Source organism: Streptomyces sp. NPDC018964, assembly GCF_044390325.1.
Classification (GTDB): domain Bacteria; phylum Actinomycetota; class Actinomycetes; order Streptomycetales; family Streptomycetaceae; genus Streptomyces.
The window spans coordinates 131,633-146,858 of record NZ_JBIRYZ010000014.1; the positions used below are offsets into that span (position 1 = coordinate 131,633).

The window sequence follows — 15,226 nt, forward strand, 5'->3', positions numbered from 1 at the left end:
CGTGGAACACCCCTACACGCGCCTGCCCGCCCGCTCCTTCTGGCGCACGGCCGTCGCCGAACCCGACCCCGAGGACATCGGCGGACTGTGGACACCGAAGTTCGCGATCGGCCAGGACGACCCCGTCGTCACGGCGGGTTCGTGCTTCGCCCGGCACATCGGCCCCGCCCTCCTCGCCGAGGGCATGCACTGGTACGACGCCGAACCCGCCCCGCCCGGACTGGACCGGTCCGAGCGCGAGGCACGCGGCTACGGCCGCTTCTCCTTCCGCACCGGCACCATCCACACCGCGGCCGCGCTGCGACAGTGGTTCGCCTGGGCCCTCGGCGAGGAGCAGCCTCCCCCCGAGGTCTGGCGGGACGAGGACGGGCGCTGCCACGACCCGTACCGCCCCACCCTCGAACCCGGAGGCTTCCCCTCCCCCGAGGAGCTGCTGGCGTCCCGGGAGACCACCCTGGGCGCGGTGCGCACCGCCCTCGCCACGGCCGACGTGCTCGTCTTCACCCTCGGACTGACCGAGGCCTGGCGGGACACCGCCCACGGCACCGTCCTGCCGATGTGCCCGGGCACCGCCCGGGGCGTCTTCGACCCCGGCCGGCACGTCCTGCACAACCACACGGCGGCCGAGGTCCACCACGACCTGACCCGGGCCCTCGAACTGGCCCGCTCCCTCAACCCGCGGCTGCGGACCGTCCTGACGGTCTCCCCCGTACCGCTGACGGCGACCGCCACCGGACGGCACGCCCTGGTCGCCACCACCCACTCCAAGTCCGTCCTGCGCGCGGCGGCCGGACAGCTCGCCGACGAACTCGACCACGTCGACTACTTCCCGTCGTACGAGATCGTCACCGGCTTCCCCTACCGGGGGGCCTTCTACGAACCGAACCTGCGCACCGTCAGCGCCGACGGAGTGGCCTTCGTGATGCGGCACTTCTTCGACGCCCTGCACGGCCGGACCTCCCCCGCGGAACCGGCCCGACCTTCCACCCCCGTCACCGGCGGAGAGGACCACTGGTGTGACGACGCCGTACTCGACTACTACGGCCCCGGCGCGGTTCCTCCTGCTGGGTGACTCCCACGCGGCGTGCGTCGGGCGGGCGGCCCGGGCCGCCCGCCTGCCGTTCCAGGGCGGGCCGGTGGGTTCGGGCCGGGACTTCCTCGGCCCGTTCTGCGACACCGGCGGCGGCGACGTCGTCTTCCACGACCCCGAGGCACAGCGCCTGTACCGGGAGTCCCTCGACGCCCTCGGCGTCCCGGCCCTGGACCGGCTGACGGTGCCGCTCGTGTGCACCTTCGGCCTCGCCGCGCACACGGTGGCCACCCGGGAGAACTGGGCGGTCCACCGCGACCCGCGGGACGCCTACCCGCCCGGCTTCCTGCGCGGCGACCTGTTCGCCGCCCTGGTGCGGGCCATGGCGCGCGGCGCGCTCGCGTTCTACGAGCACGCGGTCGGACTCGGCCTGCGCGTGGTCGCCCTGATGCCGCCCCAGCGTGTCCCCGGCATGTCCGACCCGCGGGTGTTCTTCGCCGCCCAGGACGTCCTGCACCGCGAACTGACCGCGCGGGGCGTCGAGACCGTCGACCTGCGCGACCGGGTCACCGACCGCTCCGGACTGCAGCGCGACGCCTTCTGCGAGGCCGACGACACCATCCACGGCAACCTCGCCTTCGGCCGCCTGCTGGTGGCCGAACTCCTCGACCGCGGACTGTGACCGCGGACCCGCACATCCCCGCCCCCCTCGCCCATCCGTCCCAAGGAGGCCTCCATGGAGGAGTACGCACTGCAGGCCGTCGAGCGCCTGACCACCCGCCCGGCCGAGCCCTACGACACCCTCTCGGTCGACCCGATCACCCCGCTGCTGGGCGCCGAGGTGTCCGGCCTGGACCTGACCCGGGAGCTGACACCCCAGCAGGAGAAGGAGGTCAAGCACGCGTTCCTGACCCACCACGTCCTGGTCTTCCGCGACCAGGACATCACGGCCGAACAGCACAAGCGGTTCGCCGGCCTCTTCGGGGAACTGCACCCCGTGGCACTCGCGGCCGAGGACTCCGACCCGTACATCCTGGAGATCAAGGCCACCGGTGAGTCGCGGGCGGTGGCGGGCAACGGCTGGCACGCCGACGGCACCGCCGACGCCGAGCCCTCCCTCGGCTCCATGCTGCACATCACCACGGTTCCCGCGGGCGGCAGCGGCGGCGACACCATGTTCGCCAACATGCACCTCGCCTACGAACTGCTCTCCCCGGCCATGCGGGCCTTCCTCGACGGACTGACCGCGGTCCACGACGGCGCCCTGCCCTGGACGGCCGCCGGCCAGACCCCCCCACCGGAGTACGAGGTCCCGCGCAACGAACACCCGGTCGTGCCCCGCCACCCCGACACCGGCCGCAAGCTCCTCTTCGTCAACGCCCCCTACACCTCCCGCATCACCCAGCTGTCGCGGGCCGAGAGCGACGCCCTGCTGAACCTGCTGTACGCCCACATCGCCCGGACCCCCCTGCTGCACTGCCGGGTGCGCTGGCAGCCGCGGACCCTGGTCCTGTGGGACAACCGCTGTGTGCAGCACCACGCCGTCTGGGACTACTTCCCGCACACCCGCTACGGCCGCCGCGTGGCCATCGACGGCACCCGCCCGCAGGCCTGAGACGCCGCGGCCCACCGCGCAGGAACGAGGCCCTTCATGAAATCGACCGACGACGACGAGGCCTTCGTGGTGGGCCTACGGGCCCGTCCCACCGGCGGGCCGCCGGTCCCCGAGGCGCTGTGGCAGCTGACGGGCGTGCTGTACGAGCAACTGCCCCCCGACGCCCGGGAGTCCTGGACGCGCCGCATCCGGCGGGCCCTGGCCGCGGGAACGCGGCCGGCCGGTCTGCGCGTCGTCCACGTCTGGCAGGCCGGCACGGTCCTCCCCCTGCTCGCCCCGGCCTTCGCGGACGGCCGGGCGGCCGGTCTCACGGCGCTGGCGGACCTGCACCGCGCGGCCGCGGACACCAGGGTCGGACAGGAGACGTGGCGGACCGCGCTGCGGCCCGTGCTGCTGGCGACGTACCAGGGCGCGTACGACCGGGCGAGCGCGTACACCGAGGCACACCACAACGCCCGCGACTACGCCCTCGCAGGCGGATACTCCCCCGGGGACGCCGATGCCTACGGTCACCGGTACGCCGAGCTGAGCACCGACGCGAACGCGGACGCCTTCGCCGAGGCCCACGCCCGGGCGGTCGGTGACGCACTGGCCCGCGCGTACGCGGCGGACGACTGGCAGGCGTACGCCGGCACGTTCCCGGGCGCTCAGCTGCGGGCCGTCGTCCGGGCTGCGGCCGCACCGGTCCGCGGGGAGGACGGCACCGCTCTGCCGGACACATCCGTGCGGACGTCGCTGGCGGAGGGCTTCGCGGACGCCGTCGCCGGCACCGCGGACCCGTCGGCACGGAGCCGTTCGTGATCAGGGCCGCCGCGCAGGGGGCGGGGCGGACCCGACCGGGCAGCCGGGCCGTGCCGCCAGCAGGGCGACCGACAGCAGCAGCAGGGCGGCCGGCGCGAGGGCGGCGGCACAACCGAAACGCAGCTGGAGGAAACCGCCGACCAGGGCCCCGAGGAACATGACCGTGATGGACACCGCGCGGCGTCCGGCCGCCGGCCCCGGCCGTTCGGAGGCGAGTCCGGTCAGGGTGAGCGTCAGGATGGTGGTGGTGAGGTCGGGTACGGCGAGCTTGCGCACCACCATGTTCTGCATGCCCATCCCCATGGCGAGCAGGGTGATCAGCGTGCGGGGCCCCCATCCGGCGAGGCCGGCCACGCACGCGGCGGCCACCAGCGCGGCATGCGCGCAGATCAGGGCCGGGAAGGGGGAAACGGCTCGCGGAAGCAGACGCGGAAGCCGCCGTCCGGTGAGCGCCCCCGCCGTGAAGGCCAGCAGGGCGAGTACGGAGGACCCGGCGGACGACTGCGGGTCGCCCGCCAGGGCGAAGCCGAGGAACACCACGTTGCCCGTCATGTTGGCGACGAAGATGTGCCCCAGGCCGAGGCAGCTGACGGCGTCCACGAGTCCGGTGACGAAGGTCAGCACCACCAGTAACGGCGGTAAGGGTCCGTGGTGGGCGGGGGCATCGGGCAGCAGGCGCGTGGACGCACGCGTCAGAAGTAAGTGCATGAGGCAGGTGAGGACGAAACGTCGGGGACGCGCTCCGCCATGATCGGGCGCGTCCGGTGGAGGACCGGCGTCCTCGTCGACGCCGGGGGACGGGAAAACAGGTGATGCGCACAGAGCGCCGCGCACCCGGCCACCCCGACCGCGGCACCGCGCGCCCGGTCCGGCACGGCTCGTGGAGGCCCCGCGGCACGTGGGCACCGACGGCGGATCCGATGCCGTCCGGGACCGTCTTCACCCAGGACGGCCGGTCCGGTCCCCGCACATCACGCCGCGAGGAGAACGCGCGCTGTCCCCCGGGCATCGGTGAACGGCACCGGGAGCACCCGCGCACAGGTCTCCCGTACTCCCACTGTCGTCAGGTGCCGTCGCGGGATCAACGGATACACTGCGTGATCGTACACGGGCCGGAGGGCGGGGCGGCGCGTGTCATCACATCGTTCCTGTGCTGTTCATCCCGGTGGACGCGCGGCCGCGGTGTCCGGCGGGTCCGTGACGGGGACAGGAGGCAGGCCCGGCGCCGGCCGCCGTCGTCATCCGCCGGGGGACGGCTTCCCGCCCGGGACCGGCCACCCCGCACGGTGCACCCACAGGTCCGCGCGTCCCCGTCCGTCTCCGCCGGGGGCGGTGACGTCCACGGACCCTCCCAGGTCCCGGTAGCCGGCGCCCGCGGCCACGGCCTGCGAGGGAAGGTTGTCCGGGAAGATCGGCAGGAGCAGCTCCGTCACCCCCAGTTCCCCGTGGCAGAAGACGGTCGCCAGCCGCAGCGCGCGTACGGCGAGCCGCCGGCCCCGGTGCCCGGCTCCCACTCCGTACCCCAGTACGCCGCGTTCGGGCCAGAGGAAGAACAGGCCCAGCGGGACGTCCGTGCCCTCGGTGATGGCGAGATGATGGTGGCCCGCCCGGCGCGCGCCGGGGAGCGCGGCGATGAAGGCGGCGGCGTCGAACGGCACGGGAAGGTTCATCGCCGCCGCGAGGGCCGGATCGCCGAAGAGCTCCTGCATGCTCGCCGCGTCGTCCTCACGCCACTGCCGGAGCACGAGCCCGTGACCGCGCAGCGACAGCGGCGGGACGGGGACGCCGGCGGGACCGCGCTGCCCGGCCGGGACCTCACGCACCGCGCCGCCCCCGCGGTGCCACGGGGGGCAGTCGCACGGCGTCCGGGTCGTACCGGGCGAGCAGGTAGAACGGACGGGCGGCGACCACCGCCTGGTCCAGCGAGGCGAACCCCCGGTCCAGCGCCGCCAGTTCGAGATCGGCGAGCGGTGTCCGCCACCGCTTCGCCAGCAGCTCGGCCACCTTGTCCCGGCGCAGGTTCTCGACACGTCTGCGCGGACCGCCGAGACCGCAGGCGTCGTTGAACCTCCAGGCCCGTTCCACGATCTCCCGCGCCCCGGCACGAACGGTCCCGCCGTCCAGTACGCGCATGGCCATCTCGTCCCAGGGCACCCGCAGGGACGTGCGGCTGGACCGGACCAGGAACAGCACGAGCCGTTCGGACAGGGGCAGTTCCCCCTCCGATTCAGCCGTCCAGCCGGCCAGGAAGCCGAGCCGCTCCGCCCTGGGCGGCAGTCCGTAGAGACCGGCATGCGCTCCGTGCCGCACCGCGTACGCCGCCTCCGAACCCTCGGGCACCTCGGCACCGCACTCCCCGGCGCACCGGGAGGCAAGGGCGCGCAGCGCCATGAGGCGGTGGTGCGCGGGGTAGTCCTCGGCGAACAGCTGTACGGCGCGCAGCAGTCCGAGCGCACCGCTCCGGGCGTCGCCGTGCCGGGCGGCGAGCTGCCAGGCGTAGAGGAAGGACGTCCGGTGGGTCACGGGCCGCCGGGGACGGGGGGCGGGCCGCCGCGCGTCGGAGGAGCGGCCGAGGCGGGACAGCAGCAGCAGGGCGTCCTCACGCTTGGGGTCCTGCCGGTGATCCACGCAGTACCGTCGCAAGGACCGTGCCGCGGCCGGGGTCATGCCCGCTTCGGCCGCCGCCTGCGGCAACGCCGCGTAGGACCGCAGACCGAAGGGCCGCCGGGCGAACACGTCGACGAGCCGCGCGGCCGCCGCGGCGTCGCACACCCCGTGACGGACCGCCTCGGCGAAGGTGGCGCGCATGCACACGAGCGGCTCCGAGACCGCCCGGTAGTCGTCCTCCGCCGTGGCGTGCAGCAGCGTCACCTCGTCATCGGCCTCCAGCAGACCCGCCTTGTACGCGGCATGGACCCGCCCGAGGCCCTCCATGCCGAAGGGCTCCAGTTCGACGGCGCGCAGGGCACCCATGCTGGCGGCCCCCACGACCCGTACCCCCTGGTCGAGCAGATGCAGGATCTCCTTGTGCCGGACGGATCCGGACTGGTGGAAGTAACCGTCGACGATGCCCACCGTGTCACCGGCACGCACGTCGAGACGCAGGAGGTCGCCCGCCGCCACGGGAGGCAGCAGGCGGACGGGCGAACCCTCCGTCAGCGCGGCCGCGCCGGGAAGGCTGGGGCCGATGAAGCAGTACGTACGGGGCACGGTCGTCGGCCTCTCTTCGGTACGGCGTTCACACGGTGCACGAGGATCGCGGGGGCACAGTGGCCCGTGGTACCTCAGTGCCCCGGGCCGGCGAGCGCGCCGGGGCATACGACGTGCACGACCGGGATGCCGATCCCGGGTCGCGTCAGGTCGATGTGGAGCGGGGCGAACCCCGTCACCGACTCGATGACGTCCGCCACATGAGCCGTCACCTCGCGCAGGTCGCCGAAGGACGGCGACGCCACGGAGGGCCAGGTGACACGCGTGTCGTCGCACGCCGCCGCGAGGGGCGGGGCCGGCGGGACGTCGGCCGGGGTGCGGGACGTGTCGCGGTAGGGCTCCGGGCCGATGTCGTCACGCGCGCCCGCGATGGCGGTCGCCCGTGACTGGGCCGCCTCGGTGAGCGCCCGGCACAGGGCGACACCGGGGTCGAGGTGCGTACCGGCCCCTCCGCACCCCACGGGGAAGGTGGCGCTCTTGATGACGGCGTCGAACGTCGGGACGCCGAAGGGGCTCGGCAGGAACCGCATGCGCACCCGCACCCCGGCCGCGGCGAAGCGCGCGAGCAGATCGCGTGCGGAGGGGTCGTCCACCGAGGAGGGATCGACCTCGCGCGCCGTGCCGTGCCGCCTGGCGCGGGCCGAGGCGTCCCTCTCGATCACCTCGTACATGGCGTGCAGCAGGGCCTCCTCCACGGTGTTCCCGCCGGCCAGCCCGTTGCTGGTGGCCCGGAAGGACGGGGCCGCCCAGCGCCCGGCGACACGTGCGTCGAGCCGCAGCAAGGAGGCCGGCAGCAGGGAGCGCCGCCCGTCTCGGACCCGGGCGGCGGGGTACCAGTCCAGGCGGCAGTCGGGGCCCAGATGGTGGCGGGGCGCCAGCGGCAGGGCGTCGACCCGGTAGCCCAGATCCGCCCGCACCTCCTCCACCGTGTGCGTCACGGTGGGCAGTACCGGATGTTCGGAGTGCCACAGCTCGACGGCCTCCATCGCGGCGGACACCCGTGCCAGCTCGCGGGTGATCCCCTTGCCCTGGGAGACCGACAGGGTGCGGGCGTTGGGGCGTATCGCCTGGAAGACGGGGATGCCGATGTCGTCCAGCCAGGTGACCTCGGCGACCCGGGTGATACCGCACCGGGGGAGCAGGGGCCGTATCCACTCCCAGGTCTCCTCGGGGCGCCGCACCCGGTGGGTGCCCGCCGTCACGGCCAGGCCCGGGCCGCCGGGGCGGGCCGCGGGCGCGCGGGGGGTGTGGTGAACGGACGGGTTCATGACCTCTCGCTGGGGTGTGGTGCGACGCCGGACTCCGGCGAGGCCGGTTCCCGGTCACTCGTGCGGGGACTGGGGCTGGGCGCCGGGTGCGGCCGTGTGCGGGCACCACCGGCGAGGGGAAGGCGCTGACGGGCCCGGCCGTGGCCGTGCGGTGACCACCGACCGGGCCCTTGGGCTGTTGCGGGGCGGGGCTACAGGGCGCTCAGCTCGTCGGCCTCGGGCCCGTTCTCCGTCGCGGTCAGCAGGAGGGCGGTGAACTCCGGAACATCCGCGTCCTGGAAGAGCTCGTCGATCTCGACGGGAGGCGGCAGCTGCATCGTGTCACTCATTGGTTTCTCCTCGAACGTGTGATTGCGGCTGATCGAAACGGGACCACGGACGAGGAGAACGCGGGGCGTCCTCCTCATCACAACATGTTGCTTGGAGTCATCCGAGAGTGACAGGTGATGTCGTGGTATCACAAGTGACCGGCCGAAACAGGCCTACCGCTGGCTGAATGAGGACCACCGCTGTCCGCGGAGGGGCGGACGGTGACCGCCCGTGCGGTCCCGGCTCCTGGTGGATGCACAAGGTGTGAAGAGAGGGCAGTTGCCCCGTCACACGCTTTTTGAATCGTGGCACTCGTCACGCTGTGCCCGGCGGCCGTGTCCGCTAGCTTGCCTGTGCCACGACTGCCGTCCGCCGTCCGCGGGGATGGGTCATGCTCATGATCACCCCTCGGGGGGCTGCTCCCCTGCCCGAAACGGGTCTCGGCGCCCATCTCGTCACTTGGTACCGGAATCCCTGGAGAGTGAGAAACGATGGTTGATCTGTCGAAGAATGACGGCGGAGATCTTTCGCCGGCCCCCCTGATGGAGTTGGCCACAGGGTTCTGGGCTTCCAAGACGGTCGCCGCCGGAGTGGAGTTGGGGGTGTTCACCCGGCTCGCCGGCGGACGGTCCGTCTCGATCGAGGAAGCGGCGGCCGAGTTCGGAATAAAAATCCGACCGGCCGGCATATTCCTGGCGGCGAGTGCCGCGCTGGGTCTGCTGGAAAAGGACGGAGAAAAGTATCGGAACTCTCCGTTGGCCGAAGAGTTCCTCGTGGCCGGCCGGCCGAGCTGCTTCGGCGGCTACATCACATTTCTCGACCGGCGCGAGTACCTTCCGTGGCATGACGTCGTCCGCGCACTGCGGACCGATCGTCCGGTGACCTGGGATCCCGATGCCAAGGATTCACTGTTCACCCAGGAAGACCCCATGATGATGCAACACTTCTGGGAAGCCATGCACTCCGTAGGGTATTCCACGGCCCGGTCTCTGGGTGCCGCCCATGATTTCGGATCCCATACGCGACTGCTCGACGTGGGAGGCGGGTCGGGCGTCTACTCCATCGAGCTGTGCAAGCGCTACCCGCATCTGACCGCCACCGTGTTCGACCTGGCACACGTCTGTGACATCGCGGCGGCGAAGATATCCGAATCCGGGCTGGACGGCGTGGTCGACACCCTCGCCGGTGATTTCCGGAAGGATGCCGCTCTGCCCGGCGGGTACGACGTGATTCTCCTGAGCTCGGTTCTGCACAACTGGGATGAGCAGGCCAACCGCGAGCTGCTGCGGAAGTGCTGGAAGGCACTTCCGTCGAACGGCGCCGTCGTCATCTGCGAGTTGTTGCTGAACTCGTCACGCACCGGCTCGCCCGCCGCGGCGCTCATGGGAATGAACATGCTCGTCGAGACCGAGCGAGGCATGAACTACTCGGGGGCCGAGTACGCATCGTGGCTCACCGACGCCGGATTCAGCGGAATCAGCACAGCACCGTTCGACGCGCCCCACGGGAACGCGGCACTCGTCGCCCGCAAACCCTAGCCGACCTGTCCTGGTGTCCCTCGGCCGCGTGCGGAGCAGTCAGTGTGCTGAAACACGACGCGCGAGGTGCTGTGGAGCCACGGACGGGTCGAGCCGGAGTGCCAGTCGCGGCAAGCCGTTCACATGAGCCCGATGTTCCGTCGTCGGGGAGAGTTTCCTCGGACGAATTCCAAGAAATGATGGGAGAGCGGTCCATGAACGAAATATACGAGCAGATCAAGGTGGTTCTGGGAGAGAAGTTCGGGGTCGACCCGGGAGACATCACACCGGATTCCACTCTCGCCGACCTGGAACTCGACTCGCTTGCCGCCGTGGAAGTCGCCGACGTGCTCCAGGAAGTCCTCGGCGTTCCCGTCGACGACTCGCGGTTCGGGGGCAGCACGCTGCGAGCGATCGCCGAAATGCTCGCCGAAGAGGGAGAGAAGACCGCATGAAGGGTCCGGTCTCGGTCACCGGTATCGGCCTGGTCACGCCGGCCGGCATCGGCAAGGCGGCCAACTGGGAGCGGATCTGTGCCGCACGGTCCACAGCGGCCACCGACCCGGAACTGGAGGGGCTGCCCGTCACGTTCTCCTGCCGGGTACCGGATTTCGACCCGGCCGCACACTTGGGCAAGCGCCTTCACTGGCAGTTCGACCCCGTTGTGCAGTTCGCCCTCGTGGCCGCCCAGGAAGCCATAGCGGACGCCGGCCTCGACGCCGCCGTATGGGAGTCCGCGAGGGTCGGCGTGGTCATCGGCAGCTGCGTCGGCGGCGCCCGGACGGCGGCCGAACAGAACGGGAGGCTGCACAGCGGAGGGCCCGGGGCGGTCTCGGCCATGTTCCTCCCCATGCATCTGGTGAACATGGTCGCGGGCGTCATCGCCATGCAGTTCAACGCCACAGGTCCCAACCTCGTCGTATCGACCGCCTGCGCCTCCGGGGCCACGGCCATCGGAGTCGCCCGGGACCTGCTCGACTCGGACCAGTGCGACATCGTGATCGCCGGCGGCTCCGAGGCCGCCATCACGCCGTTGTTCGTCTCCGGCTTCGCGCGGATGCGGACACTGTCCACCCGCAATGACCGGCCCTCGGCCGCGTCCAGGCCCTTCGCCGCGGACCGGGACGGGTTCGTCATGGCCGAAGGCGCCGGGATCCTCGTACTGGAACGTCCCGCCGACGCCGAGGCCCGCGGTGCCCGGCCATGGGCCGGCATCGTCGGCTACGGCAACTCCGCCGACGGCCACCACGTCACCTCACCGCACCCCGAGGGACTCGGCGCCCGGACAGCCGCCCGTATCGCCTGCGAGGACGCCGGAGTCTCCCCGAAGGAGGTGGGGCACGTCAACGCGCACGGCAGTGCCACCCGGCTCAGCGACGCCGTGGAGGCCCGGTACATCAAGGACTTCTTCCCGTCCGCCCTGACGACCTCCACCAAAGGGGTCACAGGCCACGCCCTCGGGGCGGCCGGCGCCATAGAGGCCGCCTTCACCGCTCTGGCCCTGCACCACCAGCACGTCCCGGCCACCGCCAACCTCGAGCGGCAGGACCCGGAAGCCGACATCGAGGTCGCCACCGTCACCACCCCGGCCGCCATCGACCTGGCGGCCAGCAACTCCTTCGGGTTCGGCGGCCACAACGCCGTCCTGCTCATGGCGAAATAGCCCGTTCAGGCGCCACCGACGGTGGGGCCCTCCCACGGAAAAGGAGAACGCCGACATGGCAAACGCCCTGACCGAAGTGGTGTACGGCGGGCGATACGCCTCCCGGTACGAGCCCATGCAGCGGATGTTCGCGGACGAACGGTTCGCACGGCCCGACGGGCTCTCACACCATCAGCGTACGTACCTCGCGTACGGCATGCTGCGCACGGCGGCCGGAGAACTCGGCCCCGCCACAGCGTTGCTGAACGATCCGCACCGGCTGCTCGCCTTCTACGAGTGGGCGTGCGTGCACGCACCCGACCTGCTGCCCCTCATCAGCGGCCACTACAACCTCACCACCGACGCCCTGCTCACCCTCGGCGCGGGCCGTGAGGAACTCGGGCCGTACCTGGACGACCTCGACGACGCCTCCAGCGTCGGCGTCCTGCTCATCAACGAGTACGCGTGCGGCTCCAACGTCGCGTTCCTGGAGACGACGGCCACCTATGAACACGCCACCCGTTCCTTCCTCCTGGACACCCCGCACCCCGGCGCACGCAAGTTCATGCCGAACGTCGGCGCGGAGATCCCCCGTGTCGCCGTCGTCGCCGCCCGCCTCGTCGTCGACGGTGTCCAGCACGGCATCTTCCCGTTCGTCACCCGCCTGCGGGACCACACCGGCGCCCCCGCGGCCGGAGCCGTCATCGTGCCGCTGCCGGACAAGCCGTTCTTCCCGATGGACAACGCCGTCACCTCCTTCGACGGTCTGCGCGTCCCCTTCCAGGGCTGGCTGACGGGGGGAAGGGCCCACATCGACGACGAAGGGCACTTCGCCTTCGCGCCCGGTGCCGGGCCGCACGACGCCTTCCGGCTGACCTCGTCCGGGTTCACCTTCGGCCGGATCGCCCTCTCGTCGGCGGCGGTCGCCGCCGCGCGGGCCTCCGTCCTGGTCCTCGCACGCTACGCGCAGTCCCGCGAGATCAAGGCGTTCCGCAGTCATCGACGGCCCATGCTCGACTTCGAGAACGTGCGGCGGTCGCTGTTCGGCTCGCTGGCCACCGTCTACGCGGCGACCTTCCTGGCCAACACGTTCAAGGACCGGCTCGCCGACGCCCCCGACCGGAGTGACCCAGCGGTCCAGGTCGCCGGCATCGTCGCCAAGGCCCATCTGGTGACCGCCGTCCACGAGGTCGTGCAGGAGTGCCGCGAACGCTGCGGAGCCCACACCGTGTTCTCGGCCAATCGTGTCGCCGACTACCTGGGCCTCTTCCAGGGGCTCCTGACGGCCGAGGGCGACGTCCAGGTGCTGCGTCTGACGGCCGGCCGGCACCTGGTCACCAGCCGGGACTACGCGCCCTCACCCGTGGGCCCGCTCGCCCTGGACGGCCTCGGCGACGAGCCGGACTGGCTCTCCCTCTTCCGGGCCCGCGAGAGCTGCCACTACGAGCGGGCCCGCGCGGTACTGCGCGGCCCGCTCGGCGAGGGCACCGTCTTCGACCGGTGGAACCGCTGCATCCCCGAAGCCATGGAACTCGTCACCGCCCACGCCGACCGCCTCGCCCTGGAAGCGTTCCTCGCCGCTGTCGCCGAGGCCCCGGACGCGCGCTCCCGTGAGGCGCTGCGCCTGACCGCGCGGCTCTACGCACTGGACCGTGTGTCCCGGTACGCGGGAACCCACCTTGCCGAGGGGCACCTCACCGCTCAGGCCTTCAGCACCCTGGAGACCGAGCGAACGGCCGTCTGCCAGGAGCTGACGCCCCACCTGGGAACACTCGTTGACGCCTTCGCCATCGACGAGGAGGTCCTCGACGCGCCGGTCACCCTTCCCGACCGTGCGGAAGCCTGGGAGGCACGGGGCAAGGACGTGGCTCCCCTGTGGAGCGGCGGGAGGGCGTCTCACACGACGGCATGAGCGGACAGGAACACACTGTTACTTTCACAACAGTGTGTTCCTGTCGTTGAGGCAACGTGCCACCGAGCGGTCCGTACAGGCGTCGCGGAGCCCGACGGATCGCCCCCATCCACGACGACTTCCCATGTCAGCCCCGCGGCCGTTGCCGCGCCACGGAGATCCACGGCTTCAAGCGGTCGGGCCGGCACACCCGTCCTCGCCGATCCACAATGTTTGACAACATTTTCCGGTGTCCTCCATCACGTTGTCATTTTGGTGAGGGGTCTTCTACGATTTCGCCTGACCGGTGGATCCCACTGGTGGTGCCGGGAAGCCGGTGATTTCTTGTTCTCCCTCCATGCTGCTGCGCGTCGGGGCACAAGAAGTCGGCGTCCTTCCCCGGCCGCGGATTCCCGTCCGGGATTCCGTGCTGCTCGCCTGCTTTCGCGCACCCCGCGATGAGATGAGTCGGCTTCATGCGTACTGTCCTGGCCGCGGCTCCACCCGTGTTGGCGCTGCTCCTCCTGCTGTCCCGGCGACTACGCCCCGCGAGTGCGGCAGGGGCGGTTCTCGTCCTCTCGGTGATCACCGCCGCGGCCGCCTTCGGCTCGTCTCCCGCCGTACTGGCCCGTGGATACAAGGACATCGCTCCCACGGTCGTCGAGGTGGTCCTCATCCTTCTCGGCGGAACACTGCTGAACAGACAGCTCGCCGCGGCCGGCGCCCACGCCGTCATCGCCGAATGGATCCGTACCTTCAGTACCGACCGCGCGCGGTCGGTACTGCTGATCGGACTCGGCGTCACACCCTTCGCGGAGTCGGTGACCGGATTCGGTATCGGTATCGTCGTGGCCATCCCCCTGCTGGTGGGGCTCGGCTTCGGCCGGCTGCAGGCCGCCACCATGGGTCTGCTGGGGCTGGTGGTCGTACCGTGGGGTGCGCTGGCACCCGGGACGCTGGTGGCCGGCGAACTCACCGGAGTCGATGTCGACCGGCTGGGCACGGCCTCGGCACTGCTGTCACTGCCGGTGCTCGTGCTGTGCGGTCTGGCGGGGCTGGTGACGGGGTGCGGCCGGCGTACCGCTCTGCGCCGGTTACCGGAGCTGCTCTGGGTCTCCGGCATGCTGTGGGCCGGCCTTCTGGCGGCGCAGGCAGTGGCCGGCACGGCCCTCGCCGGCGCCCTGGGATCACTGGTGGGCGTCTTCGCGGCCGTCACGCTGATCCGGTGGCGCGAGGGGGCCTGGCCCCGTTTCGGCCGGGAGATCCGCACCGTGCTCACCCCGTACGGGCTGCTGCTGGCCGGACTGCTGGGGGCCCGGTCGCTGCTGGCGGTACTCGGCCTCCCCACCGGAGCCGTCGCCTCCGTTCTGGGCAGCCCGGCCCTGTGGCTGCTGGTGACCTGCGCCGCCGTTCCGCGGCTGCTGGGCGGCGCGGCCGGTGGCGGACAGCCCCTCGTGGCGGCGGTGAACCAGTGGTGGCCGGTCGCCCTGACCACCGCGTTGTTCCTGCTGGCCGGGTCCACCCTGACGGTGTCCGGTATGAGTGCGGAACTGGCCCGTGCCGCTGCTCAACTGGGGCAGCCGTACATGGCGGTGGCCCCGTGGATCGGAGGGCTGGGCGGCTTCCTCACCGGATCCAACACCGGAGCGAACGCCATGTTCGCCGCCGGCCAGGCCGAGGCCGCCCATGTGCTGGACCACTCCGCCGTCACCCTGGTCGCCGTGCAGAACGTCTCCGGCTCCCTGCTGACCATGGCGGCCGTACCCCGTGTCGTCCTCGCGCTCGAACTGGCCTCCGGCGAAAGAGGCGAAAGAGGCGAGGACGGGCCGCGGCCCGAGCAGACCGAGCGCCGTCTGCTGCTCCGGCGGATCCTCGGCATCGACGCGGCCGTCCTCTCCGTCCTCTCCGTCATCGCGCTCGCCGCATGACGTCCTCAGGCTCCG

14 protein-coding genes are annotated in these 15,226 nt (G+C 71.7%); 9 read left to right on the plus strand and 5 right to left on the minus strand.

What is annotated here, in order from left to right:
• Position 1: 1 nt before the first annotated feature.
• The 4 genes from ACH5AO_RS23755 to ACH5AO_RS23770 are packed head-to-tail and all read left to right on the plus strand — an operon-like array spanning position 2 to position 3,446.
• On the plus strand, positions 2 to 1,072 hold the full coding sequence (locus ACH5AO_RS23755) for a GSCFA domain-containing protein (RefSeq protein ID WP_398927764.1): 1,071 nt from the start codon (positions 2 to 4) through the stop codon (positions 1,070 to 1,072).
• Positions 1,017 to 1,712: a hypothetical protein gene (locus ACH5AO_RS23760; protein WP_398927766.1), complete on the plus strand. Its 696-nt coding sequence runs from the start codon at positions 1,017 to 1,019 to the stop codon at positions 1,710 to 1,712. Before ACH5AO_RS23755 ends, ACH5AO_RS23760 begins: the two co-directional genes overlap by 56 nt.
• 54 nt (positions 1,713 to 1,766) lie before the next feature.
• The gene (locus ACH5AO_RS23765; RefSeq protein ID WP_398927768.1) at positions 1,767 to 2,645 is read left to right on the plus strand and encodes a TauD/TfdA dioxygenase family protein; all 879 of its coding nucleotides are present in this window, start codon (positions 1,767 to 1,769) and stop codon (positions 2,643 to 2,645) included.
• Between the two features lie 36 nt (positions 2,646 to 2,681).
• Positions 2,682 to 3,446 carry a hypothetical protein gene (locus tag ACH5AO_RS23770; RefSeq protein WP_398927770.1) on the plus strand — a complete coding sequence of 255 codons (765 nt, stop codon included), beginning with the start codon at positions 2,682 to 2,684 and terminating at the stop codon, positions 3,444 to 3,446.
• Here the strand turns inward: ACH5AO_RS23770 and ACH5AO_RS23775 are convergent, their stop codons facing one another.
• The 5 genes from ACH5AO_RS23775 to ACH5AO_RS23795 form a co-directional block, all read right to left on the minus strand.
• Positions 3,447 to 4,154, minus strand: coding sequence for a YoaK family protein (locus ACH5AO_RS23775; protein WP_398927772.1), 708 nt, complete (start codon positions 4,152 to 4,154; stop codon positions 3,447 to 3,449).
• Positions 4,155 to 4,684: 530 nt separating this feature from the next.
• Positions 4,685 to 5,269 (minus strand): GNAT family N-acetyltransferase, encoded by a 585-nt coding sequence (locus ACH5AO_RS23780; RefSeq protein WP_398927774.1) that lies wholly within the window; start codon positions 5,267 to 5,269, stop codon positions 4,685 to 4,687.
• Positions 5,262 to 6,656 carry a TfuA-like protein gene (locus tag ACH5AO_RS23785; protein WP_398927776.1) on the minus strand — a complete coding sequence of 465 codons (1,395 nt, stop codon included), beginning with the start codon at positions 6,654 to 6,656 and terminating at the stop codon, positions 5,262 to 5,264. The genes ACH5AO_RS23780 and ACH5AO_RS23785 overlap by 8 nt, the downstream gene beginning before the upstream one ends.
• 74 nt (positions 6,657 to 6,730) lie before the next feature.
• On the minus strand, positions 6,731 to 7,924 hold the full coding sequence (locus ACH5AO_RS23790) for a YcaO-like family protein (RefSeq protein WP_398927778.1): 1,194 nt from the start codon (positions 7,922 to 7,924) through the stop codon (positions 6,731 to 6,733).
• A gap of 191 nt (positions 7,925 to 8,115) precedes the next feature.
• Complete coding sequence (locus ACH5AO_RS23795; protein ID WP_398927780.1) at positions 8,116 to 8,253, minus strand: hypothetical protein; 138 nt, start codon at positions 8,251 to 8,253, stop codon at positions 8,116 to 8,118.
• Between the two features lie 471 nt (positions 8,254 to 8,724).
• Between ACH5AO_RS23795 and ACH5AO_RS23800 the strand changes: the two genes are divergently transcribed.
• The 5 genes from ACH5AO_RS23800 (at position 8,725) to ACH5AO_RS23820 (ending at position 15,211) form a co-directional block, all read left to right on the plus strand.
• Entirely contained in the window at positions 8,725 to 9,771 is a 1,047-nt protein-coding gene (locus tag ACH5AO_RS23800) for a methyltransferase (RefSeq protein ID WP_398927782.1), read from the plus strand.
• Between the two features lie 194 nt (positions 9,772 to 9,965).
• Entirely contained in the window at positions 9,966 to 10,205 is a 240-nt protein-coding gene (locus tag ACH5AO_RS23805; RefSeq protein ID WP_398927784.1) for an acyl carrier protein, read from the plus strand.
• A complete protein-coding gene (locus ACH5AO_RS23810) occupies positions 10,202 to 11,413 on the plus strand; it encodes a beta-ketoacyl-[acyl-carrier-protein] synthase family protein (RefSeq protein WP_398927786.1) in 1,212 nt (403 codons plus the stop codon). The genes ACH5AO_RS23805 and ACH5AO_RS23810 overlap by 4 nt, the downstream gene beginning before the upstream one ends.
• 55 nt (positions 11,414 to 11,468) lie before the next feature.
• The gene (locus ACH5AO_RS23815) at positions 11,469 to 13,304 is read left to right on the plus strand and encodes an acyl-CoA dehydrogenase (protein ID WP_398927788.1); all 1,836 of its coding nucleotides are present in this window, start codon (positions 11,469 to 11,471) and stop codon (positions 13,302 to 13,304) included.
• Between the two features lie 455 nt (positions 13,305 to 13,759).
• Positions 13,760 to 15,211: an L-lactate permease gene (locus ACH5AO_RS23820; protein ID WP_398927790.1), complete on the plus strand. Its 1,452-nt coding sequence runs from the start codon at positions 13,760 to 13,762 to the stop codon at positions 15,209 to 15,211.
• The last annotated feature ends 15 nt before the right edge of the window (positions 15,212 to 15,226 follow it).

Excerpts from the sequence above, each read along its gene's own strand:
- ACH5AO_RS23765 (WP_398927768.1), top strand. The coding sequence starts at position 1,767 with ATGGAGGAGTACGCACTGCAGGCCGTCGAGCGCCTGACCACCCGCCCG.
- ACH5AO_RS23770 (WP_398927770.1), top strand. The coding sequence starts at position 2,682 with ATGAAATCGACCGACGACGACGAGGCCTTCGTGGTGGGCCTACGGGCC.
- ACH5AO_RS23775 (WP_398927772.1), bottom strand. The coding sequence starts at position 4,154 with ATGCACTTACTTCTGACGCGTGCGTCCACGCGCCTGCTGCCCGATGCC.
- ACH5AO_RS23790 (WP_398927778.1), bottom strand. The coding sequence starts at position 7,924 with ATGAACCCGTCCGTTCACCACACCCCCCGCGCGCCCGCGGCCCGCCCC.
- ACH5AO_RS23795 (WP_398927780.1), bottom strand. The coding sequence starts at position 8,253 with ATGAGTGACACGATGCAGCTGCCGCCTCCCGTCGAGATCGACGAGCTC.
- ACH5AO_RS23800 (WP_398927782.1), top strand. The coding sequence starts at position 8,725 with ATGGTTGATCTGTCGAAGAATGACGGCGGAGATCTTTCGCCGGCCCCC.
- ACH5AO_RS23805 (WP_398927784.1), top strand. The coding sequence starts at position 9,966 with ATGAACGAAATATACGAGCAGATCAAGGTGGTTCTGGGAGAGAAGTTC.
- ACH5AO_RS23810 (WP_398927786.1), top strand. The coding sequence starts at position 10,202 with ATGAAGGGTCCGGTCTCGGTCACCGGTATCGGCCTGGTCACGCCGGCC.
- ACH5AO_RS23815 (WP_398927788.1), top strand. The coding sequence starts at position 11,469 with ATGGCAAACGCCCTGACCGAAGTGGTGTACGGCGGGCGATACGCCTCC.
- ACH5AO_RS23820 (WP_398927790.1), top strand. The coding sequence starts at position 13,760 with ATGCGTACTGTCCTGGCCGCGGCTCCACCCGTGTTGGCGCTGCTCCTC.